This window comes from Streptomyces sp. NPDC091282 (assembly GCF_044757385.1).
In the GTDB taxonomy this organism is placed as follows: Bacteria; Actinomycetota; Actinomycetes; order Streptomycetales; family Streptomycetaceae; genus Streptomyces; species Streptomyces gramineus.
Genome location: NZ_JBIVUX010000002.1, coordinates 245,666 through 259,977, shown reverse-complemented (window position 1 = coordinate 259,977; position 14,312 = coordinate 245,666). Strand labels below are relative to the sequence as shown.

Annotated in this window: 10 protein-coding genes and 1 pseudogene; 6 read left to right on the top strand and 5 right to left on the bottom strand. The window is 74.5% G+C overall.

Annotated features, from left to right (window positions below; genetic code table 11):
* Positions 1-58: 58 nt before the first annotated feature.
* Positions 59-2,083: an iron uptake transporter permease EfeU gene (efeU, locus tag ACIQOE_RS08300; protein ID WP_401410493.1), complete on the bottom strand. Its 2,025-nt coding sequence runs from the start codon at positions 2,081-2,083 to the stop codon at positions 59-61.
* A 365-nt stretch (positions 2,084-2,448) separates the two neighbouring features.
* On the opposite strand from efeU, the gene ACIQOE_RS08295 reads away from it, so the two are divergent.
* Complete coding sequence (locus ACIQOE_RS08295; protein WP_365559541.1) at positions 2,449-3,054, top strand: hypothetical protein; 606 nt, start codon at positions 2,449-2,451, stop codon at positions 3,052-3,054.
* A gap of 173 nt (positions 3,055-3,227) precedes the next feature.
* Here the strand turns inward: ACIQOE_RS08295 and ACIQOE_RS08290 are convergent, their stop codons facing one another.
* Positions 3,228-4,172: a M56 family metallopeptidase gene (locus tag ACIQOE_RS08290; RefSeq protein ID WP_351313660.1), complete on the bottom strand. Its 945-nt coding sequence runs from the start codon at positions 4,170-4,172 to the stop codon at positions 3,228-3,230.
* Positions 4,169-4,552 (bottom strand): BlaI/MecI/CopY family transcriptional regulator, encoded by a 384-nt coding sequence (locus tag ACIQOE_RS08285; RefSeq protein WP_351313656.1) that lies wholly within the window; start codon positions 4,550-4,552, stop codon positions 4,169-4,171. Before ACIQOE_RS08285 ends, ACIQOE_RS08290 begins: the two co-directional genes overlap by 4 nt.
* 126 nt (positions 4,553-4,678) lie before the next feature.
* Between ACIQOE_RS08285 and ACIQOE_RS08280 the strand changes: the two genes are divergently transcribed.
* Positions 4,679-5,470, top strand: coding sequence for a hypothetical protein (locus ACIQOE_RS08280; RefSeq protein WP_401410490.1), 792 nt, complete (start codon positions 4,679-4,681; stop codon positions 5,468-5,470).
* A 263-nt stretch (positions 5,471-5,733) separates the two neighbouring features.
* Positions 5,734-6,987: a hypothetical protein gene (locus ACIQOE_RS08275; RefSeq protein WP_401410489.1), complete on the top strand. Its 1,254-nt coding sequence runs from the start codon at positions 5,734-5,736 to the stop codon at positions 6,985-6,987.
* Here the strand turns inward: ACIQOE_RS08275 and ACIQOE_RS08270 are convergent.
* Both ACIQOE_RS08270 and ACIQOE_RS08265 read right to left on the bottom strand, forming a co-directional pair.
* A complete protein-coding gene (locus ACIQOE_RS08270) occupies positions 6,976-8,547 on the bottom strand; it encodes a sensor histidine kinase (RefSeq protein ID WP_401410487.1) in 1,572 nt (523 codons plus the stop codon). The genes ACIQOE_RS08275 and ACIQOE_RS08270 overlap by 12 nt on opposite strands.
* Positions 8,544-9,305 carry a response regulator transcription factor gene (locus tag ACIQOE_RS08265; protein WP_399009394.1) on the bottom strand — a complete coding sequence of 254 codons (762 nt, stop codon included), beginning with the start codon at positions 9,303-9,305 and terminating at the stop codon, positions 8,544-8,546. The genes ACIQOE_RS08270 and ACIQOE_RS08265 overlap by 4 nt, the downstream gene beginning before the upstream one ends.
* Before the next feature lie 477 nt (positions 9,306-9,782).
* Between ACIQOE_RS08265 and ACIQOE_RS08260 the strand changes: the two genes are divergently transcribed.
* From ACIQOE_RS08260 to ACIQOE_RS08250, 3 genes and pseudogenes are all read left to right on the top strand, one after another.
* Entirely contained in the window at positions 9,783-11,360 is a 1,578-nt protein-coding gene (locus ACIQOE_RS08260; protein WP_399009392.1) for an IucA/IucC family protein, read from the top strand.
* Positions 11,361-11,395: 35 nt separating this feature from the next.
* Positions 11,396-13,097 (top strand): annotated as a pseudogene (locus ACIQOE_RS08255) (IucA/IucC family protein).
* Positions 13,094-14,311, top strand: coding sequence for a type III PLP-dependent enzyme (locus tag ACIQOE_RS08250; RefSeq protein ID WP_401410484.1), 1,218 nt, complete (start codon positions 13,094-13,096; stop codon positions 14,309-14,311). Before ACIQOE_RS08255 ends, ACIQOE_RS08250 begins: the two are co-directional and overlap by 4 nt.
* Position 14,312 lies beyond the last annotated feature (1 nt).

Genomic DNA, 14,312 nt, shown 5'->3' with positions numbered 1-14,312 from the left:
GGGGAGTTCCCCTTCCTGGGTGCGGGGTCGGTGTCGTGGCGGCGTTCGGGGCCGGGCATCAGGCGGACTTCCGGATCTCCAGCAGGTCCGGCACCGGGGAGAGGTCCTCCAGGAGCCGGCCGGTGGCTCCGTCGATCCGGGCCCGGCCGGTCGCGCCGAGGCGGTCGACCGGGGTCCACGAGCCGCCGTGGTGGGCGGCGTCGAGAAGCCGCTGCAGCCGGGCGATGTCCGTGTCGAGGGCCGGCAGCAGGTGCGGGGCGCGGCTGGTCAGCAGCGGTGTGAGGACGGTGAGCAGCTCGCGGGTGCCGGCGAGTTCGGCGTCGGCGGTGGCGAGGTTGGTGCCGCTGCCCTCGTCGGTGGCACCGCTCAGCTCGAACTGCAGGGTGTTCTCCAGGATTTCGTGGGCGCGCAGCGGCAGGTCGGACGGGTCGAAGGCCTGGTGCGGGAAGGCCTTGCGCAACTGCGCGACGTCGGCGGCGAGTTGCCGGGCGGACGGGGCGAGGGAGGCCGGGGTCTCCCCGTGCCACAGGCCGTACTCGATGCGGAGGAAGCCGCTGAAGTCCTTGTCGTGGACGCCGCCGGGCAGTCCGTCGGCCCTGCCGTCGATCTTCTGGTCGAAGTCCTCGAACGTGCCGTAGGCGGCGCCGAGGGAGGCGTAGGTACGGTGGGCGGTGAGCCAGTCGGCGCGGGCCCGGCCGAGGTGACCGCCCTCGATGTCGGCGGCGAGCACGCGGGTCCTGGCGGCGAGGGCGGCCAGCCCCCGGTCGACGTACTCCCTGTACTGCCGCAGGGGCGCGGCCAGGTCCCGCGCGGAGACCGGTACCACCGCCTTCGCCGTTCCTCCGCCGGTGACCCGGACCGCCCGCGAGGTGACCGCGGTGCCGCCGGTGGGGACGCACCGCCAGGCGTAACTGCCGCCTGCCACCGTGGCGACGAGGGCGCGCGTGGTGCCGGGTGCCAGGCCCTCGATCTCGCCGTAGACCGCGCCGGTGTCCGGGGCGATCAGGTACACCTCTGACGTCTTGTCACCGGTGTTGTGCATCTGGAAGGTCTGCCGGCCCGGCTTCGGCGCGGAGAAGCCGTTGCCGCACTCCTTCTCGGAGACGGCGACGGTCTGCGCGGCGGCGGGCTTGGGGCGGCCGAGGGCGACGGCGAGGCCCGCGATCACGGCGGGGACGGTGACGACGGCGACCGGCACCACCCAGCCGGGGCGGCGGCGCACGGGACGCGTGCGGGCGGGGCCGTCCGTACCGGCGGCGGGCCCGGCGGCCGGGGTGCGCACCCCGCGGACGAAGAGCGTCATCACCGTGGCGAGGTAACCGGCGTAGCCGAGGACCTGGAGCCAGGTCATGACCGGGGTCAGGTTGAAAACGCCCTGGACCAGGGTGGCGTACCAGGAGCCGGCGTCGACACCGGCGCTCAGATCGACCGCGTAGGCCGTCCTGCCCGGCAGCACACCGCCCTCCTGCAGGTCGCGCAGGCCGTACCCGAGGACGCCGGCCGCGATGACGATGAGGACGGCGCCGGTGGCGGTGAAGAACCTCGTCAGGTTGATCTTCAGGACCCGCCGGTACAGGGCCCAGCACAGCGCGACCGAGAGGACCAGGCCGACCGCGGCGCCGGTCAGCGGGCCGGCCGACTCGCCGGCGGCCTGGGCGGTGGTCCACAGGAACAGCGCGGTCTCCAGGCCCTCCCGTCCGACGGCGAGGAAGGAGGTCAGCACCAGGACTCCCGCGCCCATGGTCAGCGCGCCGGTGACCCGCTCCTTGATCGCGCCGGACAGGCTGCGGGCCGAGCGGCGCATCCAGAAGACCATCGCGGTGACGAACGCGACCGCGATCACGCTGAGCGTGCCGCCGAACGCCTCCTGAGCGGTCGCGGACAGGGACGCGGCGGTGAAGGTGAGGACCGCGCCGAAGCTCATCGCGAGCGCGACCGCCGCGAGCACGCCCGTCCACACCTGCGGCAGACGGGAACGGGCGTCGGCCCTGACGAGCGTGGCCACGAGGATGGAGACGACGAGCCCGGCCTCGAGTCCCTCCCGCAGTCCGATCAAAAAGCTCGGAAACGCGTCATCCCACATGCGGCTCTCCCCGCCCGGCCCCGCCGCTGAGAGGTCTCATTAGCGTAGGCATACCTAACCAAGACGCGATCCATCATGACTACAAGTCTGTAGACAGTCAGCAATGCGAAGGTCATGGCGGAGCAAAATCGCCGACCGGTACCGGTCGCGCGCCACGGAGGTGGCCTTCTCTCACTGTCTACATTTACGTAGACTCGTGGCGGCCGGGCATCCGCGCGTGCCGTCGGCCCACTCGCGCGAAACGAGGCTCCCGTGTCCGCCGGTCCCTGCGCGCCCTCAACGGCACCGGTACCGGCACGGCCTCGGGCGAGCGTGTCGCCGGTGGCCGCCGCCGCGTCCGTCGTCGCCGCCTCGGAAGAGTGCTGATGTTCGAGAGCCACCGGCCCGACGCCGAAGAGGTCAGGGACGCGGAGCCGAAGGCCGAACGGGCACTGGACTGGCTGGCCGGCCGGAGCGCCGTGGAAGAGACGCTGCACGCCTCTCTGGGCGGGCTGCCGAGCGAACGCGACGAACGCCTCGCGCGGATGGCCGACGTTCTCCAGGCCACCGCGCAGGGCCTCGCGCCGCAGGCCGCCGCGGTGTGGGCCGGAGTGCCCGAACCCCTGGTGCGGCAATGGCTGGAGAGTGACCGGGAGTTCGCCCATGCGGTCGCGGCGGCCGCGGCCCTGGGTGCCGCGCACGGACGCGAACCCGGCGGCGCGAGGACACCGGCGATGGTCCGCGTCGTACTCCTGGCCCTCAGCCAGGGCGCGTCCTGGGGGACGGCCGCGGACACGGCGGGCCTCAGCACCTACAAACTCCGCCAGATGTGGCGGGCCTCGCCGACGCTGGTCGCTCTGGTGGACGCCGCGCGACGCGTCCGGCCGCCGAAGGCGACGGCCTTCGTCCCCTCCTCGTACCGGCCGCGCAGACCCGGGCGCAGACCGTCCGGCACCGGATACCGCCTCGTGCAGCGGGACGACTCGGAGTGACCGCCCGCCGCGCCGGTCCGGCCCGGCGCGGCCCCGCCGGCCGGCGGGGCCGATGCCCAAGTGACCCTCCAAGGCGGGCCGGTCGGCCCTGTTCCGGAACGGGCCGACCGGCCCGGTCACGGAACGACGATGCCGATCGCGGTCCATGACGGGCCGTCAGGGTCACCGCGGACCTAGGACGCGCCGACCAACCGGCGTGCCGCGTACTCCACGTACTCGTGCAGCCCGTAGGCCGTCACGAGAGCCGCCACCGCGGCGAGGACCACCGATCCCGCCAGGGCGACGGCACCGGCTCGTCCGGCACGGCCGGGCGGTGCCGCGGGCGCCGGCCGCAGCAGCGCCTCCACGCGCCGCGGCACCGGGCCGCTCGTCACCGACAACAGCGGATAGCGGTCCGTGCGGCGCTGCGACGCCCCGGCCAGGGCCGCCCTGGCGATCGCCGCGGCGGCCACCCGCCGGTCGCCCACGGCCGCGGCGGCCTCCTCGTCGGCCCACCGCTCCAGATGGAAGCCCAGCGTCTCCCGCAGACTCCGCAGCGCGGGGTGCACGACGGCGGCCAGGTCGACCACCACCGACAACAGGTGATGGCGCCCGGCCAGATGGGCCCGCTCGTGCGCCAGCAGCACCTCGCGCTCGCCCGGGTTCAGCGACCGCACCATGCCCGACGTCACCACGACCCGGCCGCGGCGCCCCCGGTAGCCGGGCAGCGCGAAGGCGTCCACGTCCTGTCCCGGGACCACCAGCATGTCCCCGCCGCCGGTGCCCTCGTCCGCCGACAGCCAGGCACGCCTGAGCAGCGAGCGGTGCCGCAGCACGCGCCGTACCAGCAGCGCCAGTTGCGACAGCATCACCACTCCGGCGGCAGCCGCGACGGGCACCGCCGCCGGCCACACCTCCAGCACCCGCGACAACGGCAGCCGCTCCAGCGAGGCCAGGAACGGTACGTGGAACAGGCCGACCAGCGCCGCCACGGTCCCGCCGGCCAGCAGGACGGCCGCGCCGGTCAGCATCCGGCACGCCCGGCGCGGCGGCAGCCGGCCGGCGAGGCTGTTCGCCATGGCCGCCCCGCCCCACGGAAGGGCGAGGGTCAGCGCGACCACGACCAGCACGTACGTCACGAGGACTCGTCCCCGGCTTCCAGGAGCAGGCGGCGCAGCGTCTCCTCGTCGTCCGCGGACAGCGACGAGACGAACCGCTTCAGCACCAGATCGCGGCTGAGGTCGCTCTCCAGCTCGCGTCGCATCCGGCTCGCCGCCAGCCCCGCCTCGTCCGCCACCGGCTCGTAGGCGAAACCGCGGGGGACCGGTGTCCGCCGCAGCGTGCCCTTCTCGTAGAGGCGGGCCAGGATGGTGGCCGTCGTCGTCCTGGCCAGCCCCTTGTCGAGTACGGCGTTCACCTGTTGCGCGGTCATCGGCTCACCGGCCTCCCACAGCACCGCCAGCACGTCCGCGACGAGCTCGCCGTGCTGACGTCTCTCGTCCCGACGCCCGTTCGCCAAGGTCCCTCCCCGGTGTTTCTAAGGTATGCCTAATCTACCCGTCGGCCGTCGCCCGTCCGGGCCCGAGGCGGTGCACGTCCGTCCGCGGTCAGGATGCGTTCAGGTGCCCGGTGTCATGGTCGGGCGGTGATCGACGAAGCGTCCGAAGGCCAGGCCGTTCCGGAGGCCGGCCCGGCGCCCGGCTCCCGGGACCGGCCGTACCGGAGCGAGGTGCCCGAGGCCACCGGCCCCCTCTGGATCGTGCACACGGTGTGCACGGCGGTCGGCGGGGCCGCCGCGGACCTGCTCGACGGGACGGCGGGGCTCGGTCCGGCCGGTGCGTCGGCGCTGCTGTCCGTCCTGCTGGCCGTGGTCCTGGCGGTCAGGTTCCGGGCCCGCCTGCCGGGCGCGTACTGGCCGGCGGTGGCGCTGGTCGGTGCCGTCACCTCGCTGACCGGCGCCGGTCTCGCCGACGCCGCTGTGCCGCGGGCGACGGGCACCGGGGTCCTCGCGGCCCTCCTCGCGCTCGTGTGCGCCGCCCGGTACCGGCGCGAGCGTATGCCGTCTGTCCGTCACGTCGGCACCTTCGGCCGGGAGGCCTTCTCCTGGGCGGCGGTCCTGGCCGCCTCCGCGCTGGGCACCGGGGCCGGTGATCTGCTGTCGGCGCACCTCGGATCCGGCCGCCTGCTGCCCGCGGTCCTCCTCACGACGGTCGTCGCCGCGGTGGCCGTCGCGCACCTCGCGCTGGACCTGGACGCGGCGTGGAGTCTGTGGATCACCTACGTCCTGACCCGCCCGCTCGGCAGCTGGGCCGGTGACCTGCTGGCCCGGCCCGCCGGTGACCGCGGGGCGGGCACCGTGATGGCCTGTGCCCTGTCCCTGGCCGTCGTCCTCGGAGCGGTCGTCCACCGCCGCGTCACCCGCCGGTGCGCACGGTGACAGTCAGGATGCGTTCAGGTTCCCGGTGGCACCGTCGGACGCCATGACCCACGAAACATGACCCACCGAACACCGGCCGGTCCCTCCCGGAGCCCCCGCCGCACGCCCGACGCCGAGCGGCCCGCAGGCTCCGGCGCGCGGTCGACGCCGTACCGCGGCCCCGCGCGTTCCGGACCGAGCCCGGTCACGTCCTTCCCGACCATCACCGTCCGCAGACGTGAGGGCCCCCCTCCGTGCTGCCGCCCGTTCCAGGCGAGGATCACATGACAACCGCGACGACGCCCGAAAATCTCCGGACGCCCGCCAGGCAGATGCTGAACAAGGTCCCCGAGGTCACGATCTGGTTCTGGATCATCAAGATCCTGTGCACCACGGTCGGCGAGAGCTTCGCCGACTGGATCGACATGAACCTCGGCGTCGGCCTCGTGAACACCGCACTGATCTTCACCGCGGTGCTGGCGGCCGTCATGACCTGGCAGCTGCGCACCCGACGCTACGTCCCGTTCGTGTACTGGCTCACCGTCGTGGTGGTCAGCGTGACCGGCACCCTCTACACCGACATCCTCACCGACAGCCAGGGCGTGCCCCTCGCGCTGAGCAGCAGTGTCTTCGCCGGTCTCCTGGCCGTCGTCTTCGGCATCTGGTACGCCCGCGAGCGGACCCTGTCGGTGCACACCATCACCACCCGGCCCCGGGAACTCTTCTACTGGCTCGCGGTCCTGGTCACCTTCGCCCTCGGCACCGCGACCGGCGACTGGACCCTGGAACTGACCGGCTGGACCGCCGGCGTGTCCGTGTTCCTGCCCCTCGGACTGATCGTCGCGATCATTGCCGGATGGCGGCTGGGCGCCGGTGCGGTGCTCTCCTTCTGGCTGGCGTACATCCTGACCCGCCCGCTCGGCGCCAACCTCGGCGACTGGCTCGGTTCGCCCGGCGGTGACGGCGGCCTGGGCCTGGGCACCGCGGTCACCAGCGTGCTCTTCCTGGCGGCGATCCTCGCCACCGTCGTGTACCTCACGGTCAGCCGCAGCGACGTCATCGAGACCGACGCGCCCGCTCGCACGCCCCGCCCGGCGAACCCGGCGCGCGAACGGCTCATGCTCGGCTACTACGCCGTCGTGGCGGTCGCGACCGCCGCGCTCCTCGTCTGGGCGCACCAGCAGCCGCACGCGGCCCCGGCCGGCGAGGACGCCGCCCCCGCACCCGTGACGGTCCACCTGACCCCCGCGCAGGCCACCTCTCCGTTCCCGCCGGCCGAGATCGCGAAGTTCCGCACCATCACCGCCGACACCTTGGCCAAGATCGAGGCGGGCGACCAGTCGGCGGCGACCACCCGCGTGCGGGACCTGGAGACCGCCTGGGACGACGACCAGTCCGCCCTGGAGCCCAAGAACGGCCGGTCCTGGCACTTCCTCGACAGCGAGATCGACCAGGTCCTGACGGCGCTGCGGGCCTCCAGCCCCGACAAGGCCACCGAGGTCAAGGCGCTCGACACGCTCCTCACCTCACTCGGCTAGCGAGCCGCCACGACGGACCGCCCCGACCCGGGCCCGGCGCCGGGGCGGCCGGCATTCCGCGCCGCACCCGGCACCCGGCTCGCCCCCGGCGGCCCGCACCCCGTGCGCGCAGGGGTGCCGCGGACACCCGCGGTCGTCCGCGGCGCCGTCCGGCCGCTCCTGGTACGGGTGCTGCCCGGCGAGCCGGAGCCGGACCACGGCGTCGAGCCCGCCGCCCGCGGCCGGCTCCAGCGTGACCTCACCGCCCGCCGCGCGGGTGAGCTGCCGCACCATCGGCAGACCCAGGCCGGTGCCGTCGTGGTCGGCGTCGGACGCTCTCCAGAACCGGTCGAAGGCACTGTGCCGTTCGGCCTCGCTCAGGCCCGCCCCCTGGTCCACGACGTGCAGCTCGGCCAGGTGCGGCGCGCGGTGGCCGTCGCCCGGGGCGACGGCCGCCGCCAGCGTGACGGTGGTCCGAGGAGGGGACGCGCGCAGCGCGTTGGAGAGCAGATTGTCGATGATCTGGTCCAGGGCCCCAGGGACCGCCCACACCCGGGCGGCCGTCGTCCCGGAGACGGCGATGCCCACGTGCTGTTCGTCGGCGAAGGCCGCCCAGACGGCCGCGCGTTCGGCGACGACGGCGTCCAGATCGACCGCCTCGGGCCGGGTCGCGGAGTTCTCCAGCCGGGCGAGCGCCAGCAGCCCCTGCACCATCCGGCTGAGCCGTTCCAGCTCCGCCAGCGCCGTGTCCAGACTGTCCTGGGCGCAGGGGGCGAGGTGCGGCTCGAAGTTCTCCAGGCGCAGCCGCAGCGCGGTGAGCGGGGTCCGCAGCTGGTGGGACACCTCGGAGGCGAACGCCTGCTGCGCGCGCAGCACATGCTGGAGCCGGGCCGCGGTCGTCGTGAACGACGCGGCCAGCCGCCGCAGTTCCGGCGGACCGTGGTCGGTGGCGGGCGGATCGGTGAGCCGGCCCTCGGCGAGCTGGGCGGTGGCGTGCTCCAGGGCCCTGACCGGTCGGGTGATCGAGCGGGCGAGCACGAAACCGATCAGCGCGACGGTGGCCAGCACGCCGAGCCCGACGGCGGCCAGCGCCAGCCAGGTGGCACGGACCTTCGCCCGGAGCGGGTCCAGCCGGTACACCGTCCGCACCACGCAGGGGACCGCGGCGCCCGAGCCGCCCGGTACGGTCACCGAGAGGACGTCGCCCCGTGCGGACGGGTCGCTCCGGGTCCCGGCGACGGGACGGTCGCGCAGGGCGCCGGAGACGTCCGGATCGGCGGACAGGTCCCTGCCCGTCAGGACCCGGGCGGTGTCGGTGAGGACGACCCCCTCGCGGTCGGCGACCAGCACGCGGCTGCCGGTGCGCCGCCCGTAGGCGCGGGCCAGGGCGGGGAGATCGGCGGCCAGACCGTGCTCCATCCGCTCCTCGCAGACCGCGGCCAGCGTCATCGCGCCCTGCTGCGCCGTACGGGAGAAGCGGGACAGCTCGCTGCGGGCGTAGAAGACACCGAACGGCACTTCGAGCGCGAGCAGGACGAGCAGTATCAGACTCAGATGGCTGAGCAGGATCCGGCGCGTCACCGGGCCCCTCCGCCGCGCACCGCCGCGGTGGCCGGCGCGGCGCCGGTCCAGGGCGGCGGGACCAGGCGGAAACCGATCCCGCGGATGTTTTCGATCCAGGCGGAGTCACCGAGTTTGCGGCGCAGCGCGGCGATGTGGACGTCGAGGGTCTTGGTGGGTCCGAACCAGTTCGGCTCCCACGCCGTGTCGAGGATCTGGCGGCGGGAGCAGACCGCACCCGGGTCCTCCGCGAGACAGGTGAGCAGGTCGAACTCCTTGGGGGCCAGGGCGATCGGCGCGTCGTCCAGGCGCACCTGCCGGGTGCGGCGGTCGATGGCCAGCGGGCCGATCAGCTGGACCCGCCGGGTCCCGGGCCCGGCCGGATCCGCGGACGGCCCCCTCCCGGCGTCACCCGTCTGCGGGTTCGCGAGGCGGGTGCGCCGGGTGACGGCCCGGATCCGCGCGACGAGTTCCCGTACGCCGAACGGTTTCGAGACGTAGTCGTCCGCGCCCAGCTCCAGGCCGAGGACCCGGTCCACCTCGTCGTCCCTGGCCGTGATCATGATGATCGGCACCGCCGAACGGGCCCGGAGCGCACGGCAGACGTCGATGCCGTCCATGTCGGGCAGCCCCAGATCCAGCAGCACCATGGCGGCCTCGGGCGCGGCGAGGCCGGCGGCGCCGCTGCGGGCGTGCTCCACCGTGAACCCGAACCGGTGCAGCCCCTCCGTGAGCGGCCCGGCCACCCGGTCGTCGTCCTCGATCAGCAATACGCGCATGCCGGAAGGCTCACAGACTTCCGCCCGAGCGCGTGGCGCAAACGCCGGAAGCTCCCCCGAGCCGGTGACGAGCCGCCCACGGGTTCACCACGGACGGCGCAGTCACCGGACGGCGACATCCAGGACACCGCCGGCCCGCTCCAGCGCGCAGCCAGGACCCTCGAACGGCGACCGGCACCAGGCTCCGGACTGCGACGGACAACTCGGCTGCGGAGACGGCGGGTTGAGGGCCGTGGTGCGCCGCTCCCGGGCGGACCGCTGTCGAACGCCGGTACAGCGTCCGTACAACAGGGGCCGGCCGTCCGGTACGTCGACCACCGCGGGCGAGCCGCGCGCGGGACCCCTCGTACGATTCCGGGATCTGCGCTGCATCCGCGCTGGCCACGTGCTTGATCGTCGTCCCGTAGCGTCGGTCGCGACTCCGGTGCCGTTCGTCGGGCACCGCGCACCCATCCCCCCGAACACCCGGGACCCCTCATGCCCTTGGACGAACTGCGCCGCATCCGGCCGGACCTGGTGGACCCCTGCTCGGCCGCGCTGCCCGGAGCCCGGGCCACCGTGCTCGGCCGGCTCTGGGGCGCGCTCGCACGCGAACCCGTGCCCGGCGTGACCGGGCGCCGGACGGTGTCCGACCGTCTCGTGATCGATCTGCGAGGCGGCGGCTCGCTGTCGGCGGCCCGGTCCTGCGCGCGGCCCTTCGCCGAGGTACCCGCGGACTTCACCGTGTCCGGACCCGAAGGCGCCATCCGCGAACCGGCCGAACTCCTGGCCCGGCTCGGCCTGCGGACCCCGGCCGCGGAGCGGCTCGCGGCCGAACTCGACAACAGTGTGCACAACCTGGCCCTGGCCAGGGCCGCGCACGCGCTCCGCCCGGCGGCCCCGCCGCACGACTCCGCCGACGCCGAACAGGCGGTCGTCGAGGGCCATCCCCAGCATCCCTGCTGCCGGACGCGGACGGGCATGTCGGTCGCCGACGTGCTCGCCTACGCCCCCGAGCACCGCCCGGTCGTCGGTCTCGCGCTGCTGCGCGTCCCGGCCGAGCGCTGGCGGGGCGCCGGCAACTGGCCCCGGCAACTGCTCGACGGCGACACGGTCCTGGTCCCGCTGCACCCCTGGCAGCGCGACCACGTACTGGGCCGGCACCCCGGCCTGGCCGTCGCCCGGGAGACGGTCCCGGCCCGGCCCCTGCTGTCCCTGCGCACGCTGCTGCCGCTGGGCGCCCTGTCCGGATACCACCTCAAGACCGCGCTCGACGTGCAGCTCACCAACTACCGGCGCACCATCTCACCGGCCGAGGTCGCCGACGGACCGGTGCTGTCCGACCTGGTCCACACCCTCCTGGACAAGTCCGGGCACGGCGACCGGCTGCGCGTCCTGCGGGAACTGGGCGGTGGCGCCGTACTGGTGGACGGGCGGCCCTCGGCGAGCCTTTCGGCGATGGTCCGGGAGTCCACCGAGAGCTGCCTGGAGTCCGGCGAGATCGCGGTGCCGCTCACCGCCGTCCACGCGACAGGAGCCGCACCGGTCTCCGGGGACCCGGTGCGCTGGCTCGCGGACCTCGCCGGACTCGTCCTGCCGCCTGCGCTGACCCTGCTCTCCATGGGCGTGGCGCTGGAGGCCCACGGCCAGAACACCCTGGTCGTGCTCCGTGCCGGACGGCCGGTACGGGTGCTCTACCGGGACCTGGACGGCGTACGGGTGAGCCCCCGGCGCCTGGCCCGGTGCGGCTTCACGCTGCCGCCGCTGCTCGGCAACCGAGCGGGCGACGACCCGGGCGCGCTGCACGCCAAACTCTTCGGCGGCCTGGTCAGCGGCGTCTTCAGCGAGCTGGTCGACGTCCTCGCCCGGACGCGCGGCGCCGATCCCCGGGCGCTGTGGGAGGCGGTGGCCGCAGTGGGCCGCGAGGTGTACGCGGGCCTGCCGGAGAGCGAGGACGCCGCGGCGTTCTTCGGCGACACGATGCCGCTGAAGGCGACCGTCGCCATGCGCCTGTCCGCGAACCCCGGCACGGCGCAGTGGACGTACCCGCCCAACCCGCTGGCCCCGCGCCGCTGACCACCCCGCCGCACGCCGTCCCCTGGAGCGACCCCATGACCACCGACACCGCCCCCCACACCGGGCCCGGCACCGCCCCGGCGGGCGCACCGGTCCTGACGGCCGACGCCGTCACCGCCCACACCCTGCTCAACTGCCTGATCCGCGAGGTCTCCGCCCCCGAACACCAGGTGACCGTCGCCGACGGGCACCTCCTGCTGCGACTGCCGCGCCGCGACCTCCTGCTCCGCGCCCGGCTGCGACGGACCTCGCTCATCGGGGCCCACCGGTTCCAGGGCCCGGTGCAGCGGCTCGCCGACGGCACCTGGACGCCGGTGGACTGGCGGCAGCTCGCCGGTTTCGTGGAGGACGAACTGGAGCTGCGCACCGGCGTCGCCAACGAGGAGTTCGTCTCCCAGGTGGCCGACAGCCGGGAGACGATCCGCACCGTGCTGGAGAAGCGGGCCGCGTCCGCGCCGCACGCCGACCCGTACGTGGCCTCCGAGCAGTCCCTGGTGTTCGGCCACCGGTTCCACCCGACACCCAAGGCCCGCACCGGCGACCCCGCGGACTGGCTGGCGCACGGCCCGGAGACCGGGGCCCGCTTCCGGCTGCGCCACCTCGCCGTACGTCGGCATCTCATCGTCGAAGAGGGCGAGTTGGCGGAGATGGACGCACTGTGCCCGCCGTCAGGACCGCAGTTCGCGATGCTGCCGGTGCACCCCTGGCAGTACCGGCTGCTCCAGGGCGACGCCCGGCTGCGCGAGGCCCTGGCCGCCGGGGACGTCGTCGACACCGGCCCGGCCGGCCCGGAGCTGGTGCCGACCGCGTCGGTACGCACCCTCTACCACCCCGGCAGCGACGTCTTCCTGAAGTTCAGCCTGAACGTCCGCCTCACCAACTGCGTACGCAGGCACGCCCGGTACGAACTGCCCGGTGCCGTCGCCCTCGACCGGCTGCTGCGGCCCGTCTTCGCCGGCCTGTCCCGGCGCCACCCGGGCTGCGCGCTGCTGGCCGAGCCCGGCTACCGCACCCTCGACGGCGGACCCGGCCTCCTCGAAGGACTCGGCGTCATCGTCCGCTCCGGCCTGCGCGGCCACCTCCGCCCCGGGGTCACCCCCCTGCTCGCCGCCGCCGTGGCGGACGAGTACCCCACCGGCCCGGCGCACGTCTCGCACCTCCTCGCCCGCGGCGACGGCGACGTCCTGGCCTGGTGGGACGCCTACCTGCGACTGCTGCTGCCCCCGGTGCTGGCCGCCTACTTCGAGCACGGCGTCGTACTGGAACCCCACCTCCAGAACGTCGTCGTCGGCGTCCACGCGGACGGCACACCGGCGCAGATGCTCTTCCGCGACCTGGAAGGCACCAAGCTCCTGCCGGGACCGCACCGGCAGGCCCTCGCCGAACTCCCCGACGAGGTCCGCGAATCCCTCTCCTACGACGCCGAACGCGGCTGGAACCGGGTCGCCTACTGCCTCCTGGTCAACCACACGGCCGACCTGCTCGGCGCCCTGGCCGACCTCGACCCGGCACGGGAACCCGCCCTCTGGGGCCTGGTCCGCGACCACCTCGCCGACTACGCCCGCACCGCGGGCCAACCGCCCCGCCTGCGCGCCCTGCTGTCCGGCGTCCCGCTGCCCGCTGCCCGCCAAGGCCAACCTCCTGCTGCGCTGGGCACGCCAGGCCGACCGGCACGCCACCTACGTCCCGCTGCCCAGCCCGCTCGGCGCGGACTTCCCCCGCGAGGCGGCCCGGTGAGGCCCGCCGTCCGCGACCTGGTCGGCACCCTGACCGACGACGACCTGCCCGCCTACGTCTACGACCTGACGGCCCTGCGCGACCACGTGCGGGCGATCCGGTCCGCGCTGCCGGAACGCGTCGAGCTGCTGTACGCGGCCAAGGCCAACCCCGACCCGCGGATCCTGCGGACCCTGGCCGCCCTCGTCGACGGCTTCGAGGTGGCCTCCGGCGGCGAACTCGCCCACGTCCGCGCGCACGTGCCCGGCGCGCCGATCGCCTTCGGAGGACCCGGCAAGACCGAGTCCGAACTGACCCGCGCGCTGAACTCCGGGACGGAGCGGCTGCACGTCGAGAGCGAACACGAACTGCGCCTGCTCACCACCGTGCTGGGCGACGGGATCGCCCGGATCCTGCTGCGCGTCAACCCGCCCGTCGACGTCGGCGTCGGCCCGGCCGCCCTGGCCATGGGCGGCCGCCCCGGCCCCTTCGGCATGGACCCCGAACGCCTCGACGCCTGCCTCGAGGTGATCGCGGCCGACCCGCGCGTCCGGCTGCACGGCCTGCACGTCCACCTCGCCAGCGGACTCCGTGCCCAGGACCAACTGGCCCTGGTCGACGAGGTCCTGACCTGGTCCGAGGAGTGGGCCGCGCATCGCGGAGCCGACCTGGGAGAGATCAACGTCGGAGGCGGGATGGGCGTCGACTACACGGCCCCCGACCAGGTCTTCGACTGGCCCGCGTTCGGCGCAGGCCTGCGTACCCTCCTGGCCCGCCGTCCCGGCCTCACCCTGCGCATTGAGCCCGGCCGCTCGCTCACCGCGTACTGCGGCTGGTACGTCACCCGGGTCCTGGACCTCAAGTCCAGCCGCGGGCAGGCGTTCGCCGTGCTGAGCGGCGGCACCCACCATCTGCGCACCCCGGCGGCGAAACAGCACGACCAGCCCTTCGAGGTGATCCCCGACGACACCTGGCTGCCGTCCTGGAGCCGCCCCGAGGTCCGGCGGGAGCCGGTGACCCTGGTCGGACAGCTGTGCACGCCCAAGGACGTCCTGGCACGCGTCACCACGGTGGACCGGCTGCGCACCGGCGACCGGATCGCGTTCGCCATGGCGGGCGCCTACGCCTGGAACATCTCCCACCACGCCTTCCTCATGCATCCGCACCCGGCCTTCCACCACGTCGAGGACGCCGAGGCCCCCGCCCCGGCCGGCCCCGCGCCCGGCACGCCATGAG